14 protein-coding genes are annotated in these 15,409 nt (G+C 68.3%); 8 read left to right on the forward strand and 6 right to left on the reverse strand.

The genetic code is table 11. From position 1 onward, the window contains the following. Positions 1-31 precede the first annotated feature (31 nt). Genes ACPPVQ_RS06495 through ACPPVQ_RS06515 form a run of 5 tightly spaced genes read left to right on the forward strand, consistent with a single transcriptional unit; the run spans position 32 to position 4,819 of the window. Positions 32-679, forward strand: coding sequence for a glycosyltransferase family 2 protein (locus ACPPVQ_RS06495; RefSeq protein ID WP_426519813.1), 648 nt, complete (start codon positions 32-34; stop codon positions 677-679). A gap of 8 nt (positions 680-687) precedes the next feature. Further along, complete coding sequence (locus ACPPVQ_RS06500; protein WP_426519815.1) at positions 688-1,107, forward strand: DUF2304 domain-containing protein; 420 nt, start codon at positions 688-690, stop codon at positions 1,105-1,107. Positions 1,108-1,117: 10 nt separating this feature from the next. After that, positions 1,118-2,095 carry a UDP-glucose 4-epimerase GalE gene (gene galE, locus ACPPVQ_RS06505; RefSeq protein WP_426519817.1) on the forward strand — a complete coding sequence of 326 codons (978 nt, stop codon included), beginning with the start codon at positions 1,118-1,120 and terminating at the stop codon, positions 2,093-2,095. Continuing rightward, a complete protein-coding gene (locus ACPPVQ_RS06510) occupies positions 2,092-3,666 on the forward strand; it encodes a DUF2142 domain-containing protein (protein WP_426519818.1) in 1,575 nt (524 codons plus the stop codon). The genes galE and ACPPVQ_RS06510 overlap by 4 nt, the downstream gene beginning before the upstream one ends. Beyond that, on the forward strand, positions 3,659-4,819 hold the full coding sequence (locus tag ACPPVQ_RS06515; protein ID WP_426519819.1) for a glycosyltransferase family 4 protein: 1,161 nt from the start codon (positions 3,659-3,661) through the stop codon (positions 4,817-4,819). The genes ACPPVQ_RS06510 and ACPPVQ_RS06515 overlap by 8 nt, the downstream gene beginning before the upstream one ends. On the opposite strand, the gene ACPPVQ_RS06520 is transcribed toward ACPPVQ_RS06515, so the two are convergent. The 3 genes from ACPPVQ_RS06520 to ACPPVQ_RS06530 are packed head-to-tail and all read right to left on the reverse strand — an operon-like array spanning position 4,795 to position 7,981. Continuing rightward, positions 4,795-5,886, reverse strand: a complete 1,092-nt coding sequence (locus ACPPVQ_RS06520; RefSeq protein WP_426519820.1) for a glycosyltransferase family 4 protein — start codon at positions 5,884-5,886, stop codon at positions 4,795-4,797. The genes ACPPVQ_RS06515 and ACPPVQ_RS06520 overlap by 25 nt on opposite strands. Next, positions 5,883-7,040, reverse strand: coding sequence for a hypothetical protein (locus ACPPVQ_RS06525; RefSeq protein ID WP_426519821.1), 1,158 nt, complete (start codon positions 7,038-7,040; stop codon positions 5,883-5,885). The genes ACPPVQ_RS06520 and ACPPVQ_RS06525 overlap by 4 nt, the downstream gene beginning before the upstream one ends. Continuing rightward, entirely contained in the window at positions 7,037-7,981 is a 945-nt protein-coding gene (locus ACPPVQ_RS06530; RefSeq protein ID WP_426519823.1) for a glycosyltransferase family 2 protein, read from the reverse strand. Before ACPPVQ_RS06530 ends, ACPPVQ_RS06525 begins: the two co-directional genes overlap by 4 nt. 121 nt (positions 7,982-8,102) lie before the next feature. On the opposite strand from ACPPVQ_RS06530, the gene ACPPVQ_RS06535 reads away from it, so the two are divergent. Then, positions 8,103-9,272 carry a glycosyltransferase family 2 protein gene (locus tag ACPPVQ_RS06535; RefSeq protein ID WP_426519825.1) on the forward strand — a complete coding sequence of 390 codons (1,170 nt, stop codon included), beginning with the start codon at positions 8,103-8,105 and terminating at the stop codon, positions 9,270-9,272. Position 9,273: 1 nt separating this feature from the next. After that, a complete protein-coding gene (locus tag ACPPVQ_RS06540; protein WP_426519827.1) occupies positions 9,274-10,260 on the forward strand; it encodes a glycosyltransferase family 2 protein in 987 nt (328 codons plus the stop codon). Here the strand turns inward: ACPPVQ_RS06540 and ACPPVQ_RS06545 are convergent. The 3 genes from ACPPVQ_RS06545 to ACPPVQ_RS06555 are packed head-to-tail and all read right to left on the reverse strand — an operon-like array spanning position 10,232 to position 14,034. After that, entirely contained in the window at positions 10,232-11,542 is a 1,311-nt protein-coding gene (locus ACPPVQ_RS06545) for an O-antigen ligase family protein (protein WP_426519829.1), read from the reverse strand. The genes ACPPVQ_RS06540 and ACPPVQ_RS06545 overlap by 29 nt on opposite strands. A 9-nt stretch (positions 11,543-11,551) precedes the next feature. Beyond that, the gene (locus tag ACPPVQ_RS06550) at positions 11,552-12,838 is read right to left on the reverse strand and encodes an O-antigen ligase family protein (protein WP_426519831.1); all 1,287 of its coding nucleotides are present in this window, start codon (positions 12,836-12,838) and stop codon (positions 11,552-11,554) included. A gap of 17 nt (positions 12,839-12,855) precedes the next feature. Continuing rightward, a complete protein-coding gene (locus ACPPVQ_RS06555) occupies positions 12,856-14,034 on the reverse strand; it encodes an acyl-CoA dehydrogenase family protein (RefSeq protein ID WP_426519833.1) in 1,179 nt (392 codons plus the stop codon). A gap of 108 nt (positions 14,035-14,142) precedes the next feature. Here ACPPVQ_RS06555 and manA point away from each other — a divergent pair, with 108 nt between their 5' ends. Further along, positions 14,143-15,393, forward strand: coding sequence for a mannose-6-phosphate isomerase, class I (gene manA, locus ACPPVQ_RS06560; RefSeq protein ID WP_426519835.1), 1,251 nt, complete (start codon positions 14,143-14,145; stop codon positions 15,391-15,393). Positions 15,394-15,409 lie beyond the last annotated feature (16 nt).

The raw sequence follows: 15,409 nt of genomic DNA on the forward strand, positions 1-15,409 counted from the left end.
CAGCACGCCCGTCGAGCAGCGTACCTGGCTCGTGGTCCCCCTCTTCAACGAAGCCCCGGTGGTCCGCGCGGTCGTCGAACAGGCGCGCGCCACGTTCCCGAAGATCGTCTGCGTCGACGACGGCAGTTCGGATGCGTCCGTTGCGGAGGCGACGGCCGCCGGCGCCGTCGTGGTACGGCATCCCATCAATCTCGGCCAGGGTGCATCCCTGCGCACCGGGCTCGACTACGCGCTGCGCGACCCGCAGGCCGACTATTTCGTCACGTTCGACGCCGACGGCCAGCACCTGGTCGACGACGCGCTCGTCATGGTGAAGATGCTCGACTCCCAGCCTCTCGACATCGTGGTCGGCTCGCGCTTCCTCGACGGCCGCACCTCTGTCGCGCCGCTGAAGCGCGTCGTCCTCAAGTTGGGCGTCCTGTTCGAGCGGCTCAGTACCGGTGTCAGGCTGACGGATGCGCACAACGGCCTCCGCGCCCTCAACCGCCACGCGGCGGAGACCATCGCCATCACCCAGAACCGCATGGCCCACGCCTCCGAGATCGTTTCGGAGATCGGCCGCAACAAGCTGAGGTGGGCCGAAGCGCCCGTCCACGTCGTCTACACCGACTATTCGCGCTCGAAGGGGCAGTCCGTGTGGAACTCCGTGAACATCCTCAGCGATCTCTTCTTGAAATAGGAGCCATCGTGGACAACGGGCAATTCGTGATCAAGGTCATCCTGGTGCTGGCGTTCGCCGCCTTCGCCGTCTTCCTGATGCTCCCGGGGCGGGGGGTCCGCCATGCAGCGATCCGCCGGCTCGTCATGGTCGCCCTCCTCGGGGTGACCGTCCTCGCCGTGATCTTTCCGGTGGCCGTCAACGAGGTGGCGCACTTCGTCGGCGTCGGTCGCGGAACCGACCTGCTGCTCTACGGCCTGATCGTGGTGTTCATCGGCAACTCGATCCTCGTGCAGCGCCGCTATCGCAACACGGAGCGGCAGATCACCGAACTCGCACGCCAGCTCGCGATCCTCCAGGCGCCCCCGCCCGAGTCGGCCGGAGCGACCGTCGAACCGGTGGTCGAACACCCTGTGGACACCGCAGGAAGTCAGCAGCCCATCCCCTAGGATCGGTGATATGCGGACCCTGATCACCGGCGGAGCCGGCTACATCGGCTCGCACGTCGCCCGGCTGCTGGGGGATCGCGGAGACGCGGTCGTGGTGGTCGACGACCTTTCGACAGGTTTCACCGACCGCCTGGGCGGCGCGCGCCTGGTGAGGCTCGACCTTGCGTCCGACACAGCTCCCTCGATCCTCGGGGATGTGCTCCGCGAGGAGCGCATCGATGCCGTCCTCCATTTGGCCGCCCGCAAACAGGTGCACGAGTCGGTGCAGCGGCCCGCCTGGTATTACTCGCAGAACGTCGGCTCGCTGGCGAACCTCCTCCTGGCGATGGAGTCCGCGAGTGTGTCGAAACTGGTCTTCTCCTCGTCCGCAGCGGTCTATGGCGCGGTCGAGGGCGATTCGGTCGCCGAGTCGGCGACCACCCGGCCGGTGAACCCGTACGGCCGAACGAAGCTCATCGGCGAACAGCTCATCGACGACGCGGCCTTCGGCTCAGGGCTGTCCGCCGTCAGCCTCCGTTACTTCAACGTGGGAGGCGCAGGCTGGGCCGATCTGGCCGATCGCGCGGTCCTCAACCTTGTTCCCATGGTCTTCCAGCGCCTCGACGCGGGGCTGCCGCCGGTGATCTTCGGCGACGACTACCCGACTCCCGATGGCACGTGCGTACGCGACTATGTGCACGTGCTCGACCTCGCCGATGCCCATATCGCAGCGCTCGACCACCTGGCCGCCGGCGCGACGGGTCACGAGGTGTTCAACGTCGGAACCGGTGAGGGCACGAGCGTGCGGGCCATGGTCGACGAGATCCTCACCGTCGCGGGCTCGACCCTGACACCTGAGGTGCACCCCAGGCGGCCGGGCGACCCCGCCCGCGTGGTGGCTTCTGCCGCTCTGATCGCCGAGAAGCTCGGCTGGCGGGCCGAACGCGGGCTCGAGGAGATCGTGCGTTCAGCGTGGGAAGCCCACCTGACCGGAACGCCGGGCGTGTGAGCGCGACGGACGTCGCACCGGCATCGGCCCGGTCGCATTCCGCCCGCCTGTTCTGGATCCCGTTCGCCTTCATCGCTGTGCTCGCCAGCCTGTGGGGGCTCGCCAGCCCGCTGTTCTCGGTTCCCGACGAGAACGCGCACGCGACGAAAGCGATCGCACAGGTTCGCGGCGAGCTGGTCGGAGCGGCAGAAGCAGGAAAGAAGTACCTGGTGGTGGACCTTCCGCCCGGCTACCACTACAACCACTCAGCGATGTGCTATCTCTTCGTCCCCACCCACTCGGCCCACTGCACCGCCACTTTCGGCGACGGCACCGGCAACGACTACTTCGAGAACTGGGTCGGTGCGTACAACCCGATCTACTACTACCTCGTCGGCTGGCCGAGCCTGTTCACCGACAACGGCGCCGTCGGCGTGTATGCGATGAGGATCGTGAGCGGCCTGCTCGGCGCTGCCTTTCTTGCCTGGGCATTCCAGTCGGCGCTGTCGTCGATCCGCAGCCGCTGGCTCCCGCTCGGGCTCCTCCTGGTCGCCGGACCCATGGTGCTCTATCTCGTCGGCTCGGTGAACCCGAACGGTGTCGAGATCGCGGCGGCGGCCGCACTGTGGGCATCCCTGCTGCGCCTGCTCGAACGGCACGACGACCGGCTCGAGGCCGCCTGGAGCTCCCTGCCGGCGTGGTACCTGTGGCTGATCGTCACCCTCTCATCCATCGTGCTCGCGAACGCTCGATCGGTCGGCCCGCTCTGGCTGGTCGTCGTCGTCGCTGCGTGCGTCGCGATCACCGGGCGTCGAGCAGCACGAGCGTTCTTCACGCGGGCACGCAACTACAGCTGGATCGCCGCCATCGCCGCAGGGACCCTGTTCGCCGGCGTCTGGACACTCGCCACAGGCGGTGTGGGTGCACAGGCCGGAAAGGCCGACGCACCCCTCGTCGGCAAGGGATTCCTCTCGGGGTTCGCCGCGATGATCCGGTTCACGCCGAATTTCCTCCAGCAGCAGCTCGGTGTCTTCGGCTGGCTCGACACCCCGCTTCCCTGGATCCTCTACGCCGTCATCTCGATCGCGATCGGGGTCATCGTCGTGCTCGCCATCACGGGAACGGACCGGCGGTCGGCGATCGTCGTGCTGTCGGTGCTCGTGGCGACCATCCTCATCCCCGCCGTCGTCCAGGCCATCACGATCAGCCGTACCGGCCTCATCTGGCAGGGGCGATACGGACTGTTCCTCTTCCTGGCCATACCGTTGCTCGCAGCGTGGATGCTGTCGGCACCGGCCGGCGCACGGCTCGCTTTCCTGTCGGTGCGTGTCAGCTGGATCGGGCTCGGGCTCGCCGGCGTGTACGGCGTCGTCGGCTTCTTCGCCGTGCTGCGTCGCTTCGTCACCGGCTTCGGCGCGGGAATCGGCGCCATGTTCCACCCGGACTGGCAGCCCCCGCTCGGCTGGGAGGCACTGGTCGGGCTTTATGCGCTCGCGATGACAGGCTTCGTGCTCTGGCTCGGTTTCCAGGCGCGCCGGATCGCGGCTCGCGAAGACACCGGAGCGGTTCTGACGGCGGCAGACCATGGCTAGACTGCGGGTCGCCATTGCGTACGACTGCCTGTACCCGGTGAATACCGGAGGCGGCGAACGCGTCTATCGCAGAATGGCAGAACTGCTGGTCGAGCGGGGCCATCACGTCGACTACCTCACCCGCAGGCAGTGGGAAGGGGAAGCGCCGCATGCCCCGTTCCGGATCGTGCCGGTCTGGACGGGCACGATCTACGACGACACAGGCGGGCGGCTCACCCGGGCCGCGGTCGGGTTCGCCCGTGCCCTGTTCGCACACCTGCGGCGTCACCGGGGTGAATACGACCTGGTCATCGTGAGCGCCCTCCCGGTGCTGAACGTCTTCGGCGCCTGGGCGGCCCTGCTCGGGTCGCGGACGCGCATCGTCAGCGACTGGCTCGAAGTCTGGTCCTGGCGCAAGTGGCGCGAATACTCCGGCGCGCTCGTCGGCTCCGTCGCCTTCCTGCTCCAGTTCGCCGGGCTGCGGATGGCTGACGACATGACCGTCAACAGTGCCTTCACAGGCGCCCGCGTGCGACGCTATCGGCGCCGTAGCCGCCCGCTCGTGCTCGGGCTCCTCGACCTGGCCGGAACGCCCGGGAACGCCGGTACAGTTCCGGTCGATCCCGGTCTCGCGCTGTTCGCGGGGCGCCACATCCCGGACAAGCAGCTGACAAAGCTTCCGGCTGCCCTCGCATTCGTGCGCCGGTCGCGCGGCGATGTGCGGCTCGTGATCGCGGGCTCCGGGCCGGAGACGCCGCGGCTTCGTGACGCCGTCACCGCATCCGGGGTGGGCGATGCCGTCGTGATCGCCGGTCGCGTCGACGACGCGGAGCTCGACCGGCTGATGGCTTCGGCCGCCGTGCTCGTGAACCCATCCCGACGCGAGGGGTTCGGGCTGGTCGTCGCCGAGGCTGCGGCAGGCGGCACGCCGAGCGTCGTGGTCGCGGGGCAGGACAATGCCGCCGCCGAACTCGTGCACGACGGGGTCAACGGTTTCATTGCACGGTCCGCCTCTGCAGCAGACCTGGGTTCGGCGATCCTCGCGGCACTCGACGGGGGCGAAGCTCTTCGGGAGTCGACGCTGGACTGGTTCGCCCGCGCCCGCGAGACCCAGAACCTCGGGCGGTCCGTGGATGAGCTGCTCGCGCGTTATGACGCCTCGAGGGCGCGCTGAAAGCTGCGCGCGGTGCCGACGGCAGCGGCGGTCCAGGTGAACCCGGCGGCGCGTTCGCGACCGAGTTCGGACAGTTCGGCGCGCTTCGCGGGGTCGTCGAGCAGTCGGCGGATGGTGTGCGCGAGTCCCGTCGCGCTCGCCGGATCGATGTAGACGGCGGCGCTGCCACCGATCTCCCGGAGCACCGGAAGGTTGGAGCAGACGACGGGGCAGCCGTGCGCCATGGCCTCGAGTACAGGGAGGCCGAAGCCTTCGAAGAGGGTGGGAAAGACGACGAGGCTGGCCTCGCTGTAAAGACGTTCGAGTTCGTCGTCGGGAACCCAGCCGAGGAGCCGCACGTTCGCGGTGAGCCCGAGCCGTTCGACGATCGGCACGAGCGGGTCGTCGCCGTGGCTGCCGGTGATGACGAGTTGCGGTCGCTCCCGGTCGGGGAGAAGCGCGATGGCTTCGAGCAGCATCCCGAAGTTCTTGTGCGGCATGCGGTTGCCGACGCTCAGCAGCAGGCGCTCGCTGCGTTGCACGTCTGATGGCGGCACGCGTGGGGCGGCACCGGCGAGAGGGATCACGTCGACGCGTTCGGGCGGCACGCCGAGGACGCGTTCGATGTCGTCACCGGATGCCCGGCTCACCGTGAGCACGCGGGCGGCCGATCGCGCGGCTCCGCGCACCAGCGCGCGGAGCACGGGAGCGTACGGTCCCCGCACCCATTCCGGATGCCGGAAGGGAAGCAGGTCGTGGACGGTGAGTACGACGGGGACCGCCGAACGCCGCGGACCGATGTTCGCCGGGGAGTGGATGAGGTCTGCGCCGAGTCGCCGGGCCGCACGCGGTACCGCAGCCAGCTCTCCTCGCACCCACGAGATGCGGTTCTCCCCGCTGATGCCGCTGTCGACCATCTCACCGGGGAACCACGACGTGTCCGACGCCGCCAGTTCGGTCGAGGCGTAGCCGACGAATTCCAGCCCCGATCCGACGGTGCCGAGTTCGCGATACAGGTTGCGCACGTACGACTCCATGCCTCCCCTCTTGCCCGTGTAGAACAGGAGGTCGACGAGCACGCGAGTCACGAGGCCTCCACCACGGGGGCGCGCGCGACCTGGCGTCGTCGGGCGATCTCATAGAGCAGCGCCTGCAGCAGTTCGCCGGCGAGCAGCACCGCGAAGATCCACGACAGGCTGTTCAGGGCGATGACCGCGAGTGCGCCCCCGAACGTGACGACAGCGACGGTGGCCCGGAGCACAGTGAGGAGCTTGGCCTGGCCCATGCGGCGCAGCGCGGCGAACGGAATGGTCGTCGCGAGTGACGCGGCGCGCCAGAGGCACGCGATGAACAGGGGCACCAGCGTCGCCTCGAGGGTCCAGGCCTGGGCGAAGATGTACTCGAAGACACCGAGGAACTCGCAGACGAAGATCACGACGATCGCTCCGGCCACCGACACCGCGGAGACCACGATGTCGAGGGTCGAATGCTGCTTGAGCAGGCGCAGGCGCATGAAGTTGAGGGGGATCGCGAGCAGGCCGGAGACGGTCGAGATCGATGTGAACAGCACGGCGGGGACAGGACCGAGCAGGGCGAGGATCGTCGCGTTGAGCAGCGGGTAGATTCCGCCGGTGATCGACACGTCGGCCACGACCCAGGCCATGACGCGCGGCTCCGGCCTGCTGGCCTTGTGTGAGACAGGGAGCGAACGGATGATCGTGGCGATCACGATTCCGGTGACCAGCGGGATGAGCCCCCACAGCTGACCCGCGAACGCCGACAGCACTCCGATGAGCGCTCCCGCGCCGACGGAGACGGCCGCCCACATCTCGCGGATGTCGAGCCGTTCGGCGACCGAGACTCCGCGTCCCACCTCGAGTGAGGCGAGCAGGATCGGCAGGCCGACGCAGAGCACCACGGCGTTCTGGTACTCGATGGCGATGACGATGGCCGTGAGCACGGAGAGCCCGGCCAGCCACAGCGGAAAGGTGACGCGCCGGTCGGTGCCGGCGGAGCTCAGCCGCGACTCGACGACGACGGCGAAGGTGACCTGGCCGAAGAACGTGCCCAGGAGCACGGCGACGGCGATCCATCCCTGCTCCTGGATGGGGAACACCCGCGACGAGATCGACACGGTCGCGGCGGGGATGACCGCGAGCGATACGCCGCCGACCAGCGTGATCAGCGAGAGTGCTGCGCTTTTCAGCCGCAGTTCCGGGGGAAGATCGGTCGTCATCGTCACGCTCTCCGGTCACCGATGCGGAGACGCAGCGACTCGGTGAAGCCGATTCCGCGATCGACGCCGGGGACCCGGCCGGGCCGCACGAAGGTCGATCGGCCCGCGCGCCATCCGGCCAGACGGCCCGTCGTCGAGGCGATGTCGCGGGAGAGCACGAGGTCACCGACGCAGACGATCGCCTCGGTGACCACGGCTCGGATGCCGTACCGGCTGCCGAGCACCCCGTACGCGCGCAGCAGGTAGCCCCTGCCGAAGCCGGCCTTCCTGCGCTGCGAGGCCGACCCGCGACCGGACGTCGCGCCGCCGAGGTGCACACCCCTGGCCTCCGGGACCAGGACCGAACGCCACCCGCCGGCGCTGAGCCGAAGGGCGAGATCGAGCTCTTCTCCGTACATCACGATGCCCTCGTCGAGCAGTCCGACGTCGTCGAGGGCAGCCCGCCGGTAGGCGGCCACCGCCCCGTAGGGTCCGAGCAGACGCGTCGACGGGCGTTTCGCCAGCGCCTCCGCGACGGTGGCGCCGTTGAATCGCACGAATCCCGCCATGGTCGGGTCGGCGCAGATCCCGTACGCATCGACGCGGCCGTCGGGCTTGAGCAGCAGGGGGCAGGCGCTGCCGACGCTGGGATCCCCGAGAGCGGCCGCGAGCCGTTCGACGAGGTCGGGGGCTGCATCGACGTCGTTGTTGACCAGGATCACGATCTCACCGGATCCGGCACGGATGCCCGCGTTGCAGGCTCCGGCGAAGCCGAGATTGCGTTCGAGCGCGACCACCGTGACCTCCGGGTAGCCGTCGCGCAGCCGGGAGACGGTGTCGTCGGGCCCCGCGTCGTCGACCACGATCACGTTGTGCGCGGCGGACTGTCGCCGCAGGTGCTCGAGGCAGGACCGCGTGAGCTCCCAGTTGCCGTACACCGGAACGATGACGTCGACGGTCGCGGTCACCGGCTCTCGATCCTCAGCATTCCCCAACTATCCCATTACCGGAGGGGGCGCCGTGCACGGCGCGTCCGAGCGGTTATGATCGGATCGCCCTTCCATATCAAGCGAGGACAACTCCCGTCAAATGACTACCGTCCAGGTGATCGAACTCACGATCCTGATGCCCTGCCTCAACGAGGCGGAGACGCTTGCCACGTGCATCGTCAAGGCCAGAGGCTACCTCGACCGCAGCGGTGTCGTCGGCGAGATCGTCATCGCCGACAACGGCAGCACCGACGGGTCGCAGGCGATCGCCGAAGCCAATGGTGCGCGGGTCGTGAACGTCGTCGACAAGGGCTACGGGGCGGCCCTCCTCGGCGGGATCTCGGCGGCGAACGGCACCTACGTGATCATGGGCGACGCCGACGACAGCTATGACTTCGCGAACCTCGACCAGTTCGTGCAACGGTTGCGCGCCGGCGACGACCTGGTGATGGGCAACCGGTTCCTCGGCGGGATCGAGCCGGGCGCCATGCCACCGCTGCACAAGTATCTCGGCAACCCGGTGCTCTCGTCGATCGGCCGGCTGTTCTTCAAGTCGCCCATCCGGGATTTCCACTGCGGACTGCGGGGTTTCAACCGCCAGAAGATGCTCGACCTCCACCTCCAGACCACGGGAATGGAGTTCGCGAGCGAGATGGTCGTCAAGGCCTCCCTCGGGGGACGCCGCGTGAGCGAGGTGCCGACGACCCTGAAGAAGGATGGGCGTTCCCGGCCCCCGCACCTGCGCAGCTGGCGCGATGGCTGGCGCCACCTGCGCTTCCTCCTCATCTTCAGCCCGCGCTGGCTCTTCCTCGTTCCCGGTGCGGTCGCCTTCGCCCTGGGCATCCTCGGCACGTTCGTCCTGAGCTTCGGCCCGTTGGCGATCGGCGACGTCGGCTTCGACGTCGCCAGCCAGGTCTATCTGGCCGCACTCGCCGTCGTCGGGTACCAGGCCGTGATCTTCGCGATTCTGTCCAAGATCTACGCGCAGCACGAGGGTTTCCGAATACCGCGTAGCCGCAACTTCGACCGGCTTGAGAGGCGGATCAGCCTCGAGTCGAGCGCGGTCGCCGGTCTCATCCTGTTCGTGCTCGGTCTGGCCATCGCCGTCGCGCAACTGGTGATGTGGTCGAATGCCGGGTTCGGTGCGCTCCAGCTGGACCAGACGGTCAGGACCGCCATCGGCGCCTCGCTGCTGATGATGCTCGGCGCCCAGACGATCATGGCGGGAATGTTTCTCGGCGTCCTCTCGGTGGTCCTGAAGCGTTCGTGATATGACCGCAGAGATCTCGGTCGCCCTGTGCACGTACAACGGGGCCGCCTACGTCGAGGCCCAGGTGCAGAGCATCCTCCGCCAGACGCGCGTGCCCGACGAGATCGTCATCTCCGACGACGGATCCACGGACGGAACACTCGGGGTCGTCGCCTCCACCGTCGACGGAGGCGCTGCGATTGGAGTATCGCCGGACGTCGTCGTGCTGGCCGGCACGACGCCGTCGGGGGTGACCGCCAACTTCGAACGCGCCGTCGCCAGGACGACCCGGCCCCTGATTGCGCTCAGCGACCAGGACGACGTCTGGCACCCGGACCGGCTCGAACGGCTGGCGGAGCGGTTCGACGACGGCGGGCTGACCTTCCTGCACACGGATGCGCGGCTCGTCGACGAAGACGGCGCACCGCTCGACGCCACGCTCTTCGAGACCCTCGAACTCTCCGACGAAGAACTGCGCCTGGAGGAGGAGGGTCGCGCGTTCGAAGCGCTGCTCCGGCGCAACCTCGCGACGGGCGCCACAGTCGTGTTCCGTCGCGAACTCCTCACCAGCGCGCGGCCGTTCCCGCCGGAGTGGGTGCACGACGAATGGCTCGCGGTCGTCGCGGCCGCGACCGGCCGGGTCGGCGTGGTGCGCGAGGCGACGATCGACTACCGCCAGCACGGACGCAACCAGATCGGCGTGACCGAGCCGACCCTGCGCTACAAGGTGTCGCGCGTCCTCGAGCCGCGCGGCGACCGCAACACGAAGCTCGCGCAGCAGTTCGCCGTTCTTGCGGACCGCCTCGGTGCGCTCGGTGACGCTGTCCCTGGTGCATATGTGAGCGCGGCACGGCAGAAAGCGGACTTCGAGGCGAAGCGTGCGGCGATGGCGCCGAATCGCCTGCGACGGGTCGGTGCCGTTTTCGGGCTCGCCCGCCGGGGACTCTACGGGCGGTTCGCCAGCCGCGGTCGCTCGGACATCATCCGCGACCTCCTGCAGCCGGCTTAGGTTCGTGCCGGGGCAGTGCGCTTCGCCAGCTCATGCCCTGTGAGGCCTTGACCGCGCAGACGACCAGCAGGAGCCAGCCGGATTCGACGAGGATCGAGCTCTCGAACACGCTGGTCACGAGCAGGGCGACGAGCACGAGCGGCGCCCAGACGTAGACCACGCTGCGCTTGTTGGAGGCGAGCAGCCAGGATCGGCCGAACGCGAGCGCGATGAGAGCCACGAAGAGGATGACGCCGATCAGGCCGACCTGGAGGTAGACGTCGAGGTAGGCGTTCAGCCCGTTCGCGTGCTCGGCGCCCGCGTTCGCCTGGATGGCGGTGAACGGGTAGAGGTCTTCCGGCCATCCGCCGACCCACCCCCAGCCGAGGATCTGGTTGACCGGGATGAGCTGCCAGATCTGGATCCACAGCCGGTACCGCACCGAGAAGTCGGCACGCGCGTTCAGCAGGTCGATCACGCGCGTGCGGTAGACGTACGCCAGCACCAGGGCGAGCACCGTGATGGCAGCCAGGCCCAGCTGGTAGTACCGGCGCTGGGATGCCGGCACTTTGCGCACCGCGTAAAGCGCCAGGGTCGCGAGTCCCACGATGACCGAGACAGCGGCGATGACGGGGGAGTGGGCGAGGAGGATGCAGAGAACCGCGAGTGCGATGCTCGCGGTCGCCGTCGCAGGCCGCACCGAGCGGGTGCGAAGCTCGACGAGAAAGGTCACGAAGGCGATGAGCGCGACGATGCTGATCGCGTTGCGGCTGCCGAAGAGCCCCTGGATCGGACCGCCGAGCGCGATGTTGCCCTGGATGCCGAGGAACCGGATGGGCAGGTCGATCAGCAGGCCGCTCAGCACCTCGAGGGCGAGCGACACCGTCAGCAGCACGCGCAGGACGTCGCCGACGACCCGTACGATCTGGATCGCATCACGCACGAGCGCGATGTAGATGCCCAGGAAAGCGAAGGTCAGCTGGTAGCCGATGCCGGCGAAAGACGCCCACTGGTACGAGCTCCAGAGGATCGAGAGCGCGCACCAGCCGACGAAGACGAGGATCGAGATCGGCAGCAGTCCGTGCCACTCGATCGTCTCCCGCTGGGCGATGAACGAGATCGCCGCGAGGAGGACGAGGGCGGCGAGTGCCCCGATGAGCCCGGGCCAGCCCATCACGCTGCGAATGGCGTGGGTCGAGAATCCCACACCGACCGCGACGAGCGACAGGGCTGAGGCGAAGCGCGCCGAGCCGAAGAATTCCGTGAGGGCGGCCGGCACCAGGGGTCGACGGGTCACGGCCATGCGCCAATCCTACGGCGCGGCACGTTTCGTCTTCACGGATACGACGACCAGGATCATCCAGCCCGCCTCGACCAGCATCCTGCTCTCGGCTGCGCTCTGGGCGATGAGTGCTGCGATGAGCAGCAGGGGCAGCAGCGTAAGTGCCGTGTACGGCAGGTCGTCGACGAGGGCGACGCGCGGCCGGTCGACCGCGAGGAACCAGCTGCGCTTCAGGGTGGTGACGACCAGCAGGATGAAGATGACGAGCCCGACGACGCCCAGCTGGAACCAGACGTCAAGCCAGGCGTTGTGCGCCTGCAGGTAGGTGACCCCCTTGCGCACGGCGAGGGTTGTGAACGGTTCGACCCACGGCGCCCAGTAGCTCACCCATCCCCAGCCGAACACCGGCCTCTGGGAGGCGAGGGCCGTGACCGCGTGCCAGATGTCGAGGCGGCCCGTCAGGTCCTCGCTCTTGCCGAACAGCTTGAGGAGCTGGCCCGAGAAGACCCAGACGGCGGCGACGCTGAGCACGACGGCGCCGAGCATGGTCAGGTAGACCGGGCGTCGGCGGTCGGGCCGCACCCGGCGCATCCACAGCGCGAAAAGCAGCACAACGACGGTGAACACGGCGGCGATGATCACCGTGGCAGAGCGGGTGAGCACCAAGGTGAGGCCGGCGACGGCCAGCCACGCGATCCCGGAGCCGCGCCGCACGACGCCGTCGGCGAGCTGGATGCCGAAGACGACGAGTGCGAGAAGGGCGACCATGGCAAGCAGGTTGCTGTTGCCCTGGATGCCCTGGATCTGGCCGCCGTGGAAGAGGAGTCCCCGACTCCAGTAGAAGGCCTGGGGTACCTTTTCGCTGCCATAGGCGGTCCAGAACGGCAGGACCGGATGGCGCACGAATGCGGCGACGACGAACTCGAACAGCAGGGAGAGCCCCAGGATCCAGCGGAAAGCGTGCGACAGCGACCGCAGCAGCTGTGGCCACTCGAGGCAGAGGGCGAGGAACAGGGCCGCGATGGTCGTGCACCACTGCAGCCCGACGCCGAGTGCGCTCGCGCCCGGATAGTCCGACCAGGCGATCGAGAGGGTGGCGAGCAGCAGGAACAGGGCGAGCGTCACCGGCAGCCGGCGCCAGAGCAGCGGCGGGCGGATGCGCACCAGCAGCACAATGCTGCCGACCACCAGCGCGGCCGCGATCACGCCCCAGCCGTACCAGCTCAGCGTGTTGCGCCAGAAGTCGCCGGCGAACAGCGTGAAGACCAGCAGGGTCGAGAACGCGCTGACAGCGATCGGTTTACGCGCAGTGCTCATTGGGCAAGGCTATTGGATCAGGCGAAGGCGGCCTTGCCGGTGATGCTGCGGCCCACGATGAGGGTGTTCATCTCACGGGTGCCCTCATACGAGTAGACCGCCTCCGCGTCGGCGAAGAACCGGATGACGTCGTAGTCGATCACGATTCCGTTGCCGCCCAGGATCTCGCGGCACCACGAGACCGTCTCGCGCATCCGCGAGGTGGCGAAGGCTTTGGCGAGGGCGGAGTGCTCGTCGCGCTGCTCGCCCTGGTCGAGCATCTCGGAGACCCGTGTGCACACGCCGATGCTCGCGGTGATGTTGCCGAGCGACTTCACCAGCAGGTCCTGGATGAGCTGGTGCGAGGCCAGCGGCTTGCCGAACTGCACCCGCTCCGTCGCATACCGCAGGGCGGCTTCGTAGGCACCGACGGCGACTCCGATGGCGGACCACGCGACCTCGGCCCTGGTCTGCCGGAGCACCTTCGCGGTGTCCTTGAAGCTGTTCGCCTCCTGGAGGCGCAGGCTTTCGGGAACGACGACGTTCTCAAGAGTGATATCGGCGTTCTGCACCATCCGGAGCGACTGCTTGCCTTCGATCTTCGTCGCCGTATAGCCCGGGGTCGACGTCGGAACGATGAACCCTTTGACCTGGCCGTCTTCTGCGCTCTTCGCCCAGATGATCGTGATGTCGCTGAAGGTGGCGTTTCCGATCCACCGCTTCGACCCGTTGAGCACCCAGTCGTCGCCCGAGCGGGTCGCGATCGTCTGGAGGCCCTGGGCGGAGTCCGACCCCGACTGCGGCTCGGTGAGGCCGAACGCGCCGATCACTTCGCCCGAGGCGAGCTTCGGCAGCCACTCGGCGCGTTGCTCGGCCGAGCCGGTGAGCCCGAGAGCGCCCACGACGAGTCCGTTCTGGACGCCGACGTAGGTGCTCACGCTCGCGTCGACGCGGGCGAGTTCGAGGGCGACCCAGCCCCGGAAGACCGCGGAGTTCTCGAAGGCTTTCGTCTCGTCGAACCCAAGGCCGACGACATCCCTGCTGTGCAGGCCCGGGATGATGGATGCCGGGAACTCGGCTTTCTCCCAGTGCTCGTTGACAATCGGCTTGACGTCGTTCTCGAGATACCTGCGGAGCGCGGTGATGAAATCCTTCTCGCGATCGGTGAGGAGGTTCTCGTAGCCGTAGAAGTCGCTTGCGAGTGTCTCGAATGCCATGTCTGCTCCGTTGCCTTGAAGTCGGTCCGCAGGTCAGCCTATTGAGGCGCGCGGGGGCGGCAAAAGCGGTTGGTAGTTTGGTCTAACGATCGAAAGGGACCGTCACGGATGTTTGTGCGCATCGGCAACACCCCTCGCGACTACGCGTGGGGATCCACGACCGCCATCGCGGAGCTCCTCGGACGCGCCCCGTCCGGCGCTCCGGAGGCCGAGCTGTGGCTGGGCGCCCATCCGGGGTCGCCGAGTGCGATCCTCGATCCGTCGCAGACCGACGGTGCACGTGACCTGGCGGAGTGGATCCAGCGGGAGCCGCGCCGGGCCCTGGGGGCAGGCGGTACGAACGGCGAGCTGACCCGCCTGCCCTACCTCATGAAGGTCCTCGCAGCGGCCGGACCGCTGTCGCTCCAGGCGCACCCGTCTGCCGCGCAGGCCAGGGAAGGGTTCGCTCGCGAGAACGCCCTGGGTCTTCCGCTGGATTCCCCCGACCGCAATTACAAGGACCCCTTTCACAAGCCCGAGCTGATCTATGCGCTGAGCGAGTCGTTCGACGCGCTCAGCGGCTACCGCGAGCCGGCGGTCAGCGCACAGGTGCTCGAGGCCATCGTCGGGTCGGCCTCCCGTGACGAACAGGAACTCGTCGGCCTCCTGACGGCGCGTCTGCTGGCCGGCAGCGCGCGGGTCGCGCTGCGGGAGTCGACGGCGTGGCTGCTCAGCGGCGACGCCGATGTGCGGCTCCTGGTCGACGTCGTCGTTGCGGCCGCCGGCCGAATCGCAGACGGTGACGGTGTCGTTTCTGTGCCGGCCGAGGTGGCGTCGGCCGCCGACACCGTCGGGCTGCTCGCCCGGGCGTTCCCGGGGGACCCCGGCATCGTCCTCGCCCTTCTGCTCAACCGGACGACCCTGAAGCGCGGCGAGGTGCTCTACCTGCCCGCCGGAAACATCCACGCCTACCTCCACGGGCTCGGGGTCGAACTGATGGCGGCGTCCGACAACGTGCTGCGGGGTGGCCTGACCACCAAGCGCGTCGATGTGCCGGAACTGCTCGCCGTGCTCGATTTCTCACCGTTCACCGTGACTCCCCTCACACCCGAATCGCCGGCGCAGGGCCTGGAGATCTACCGACCGGACGTCGACGATTTCGCGCTTGACGTCGTACACCTCGACGCGTCCGCTCCCTCGACGGTCGTCGCGCTCCCCGGAGCTGCGACCGCGGTCTGCACAGCGGGTTCCGTCGAACTCCGGGGAGCCGGCACGGGCATCCGCCTGTCGCGCGGCGAAGCGGTGTTCGTGACGCCGGACGAGGTCGACCTCCGGATCTCGGGCGAGGGAACCGTCTTCATCGCCACCCCGAATGACTAGGACGCATGGATCTCCG

The sequence above is a fragment of the Leifsonia sp. McL0618 genome (assembly GCF_049994905.1).
Lineage (GTDB): Bacteria > Actinomycetota > Actinomycetes > Actinomycetales > Microbacteriaceae > Diaminobutyricibacter.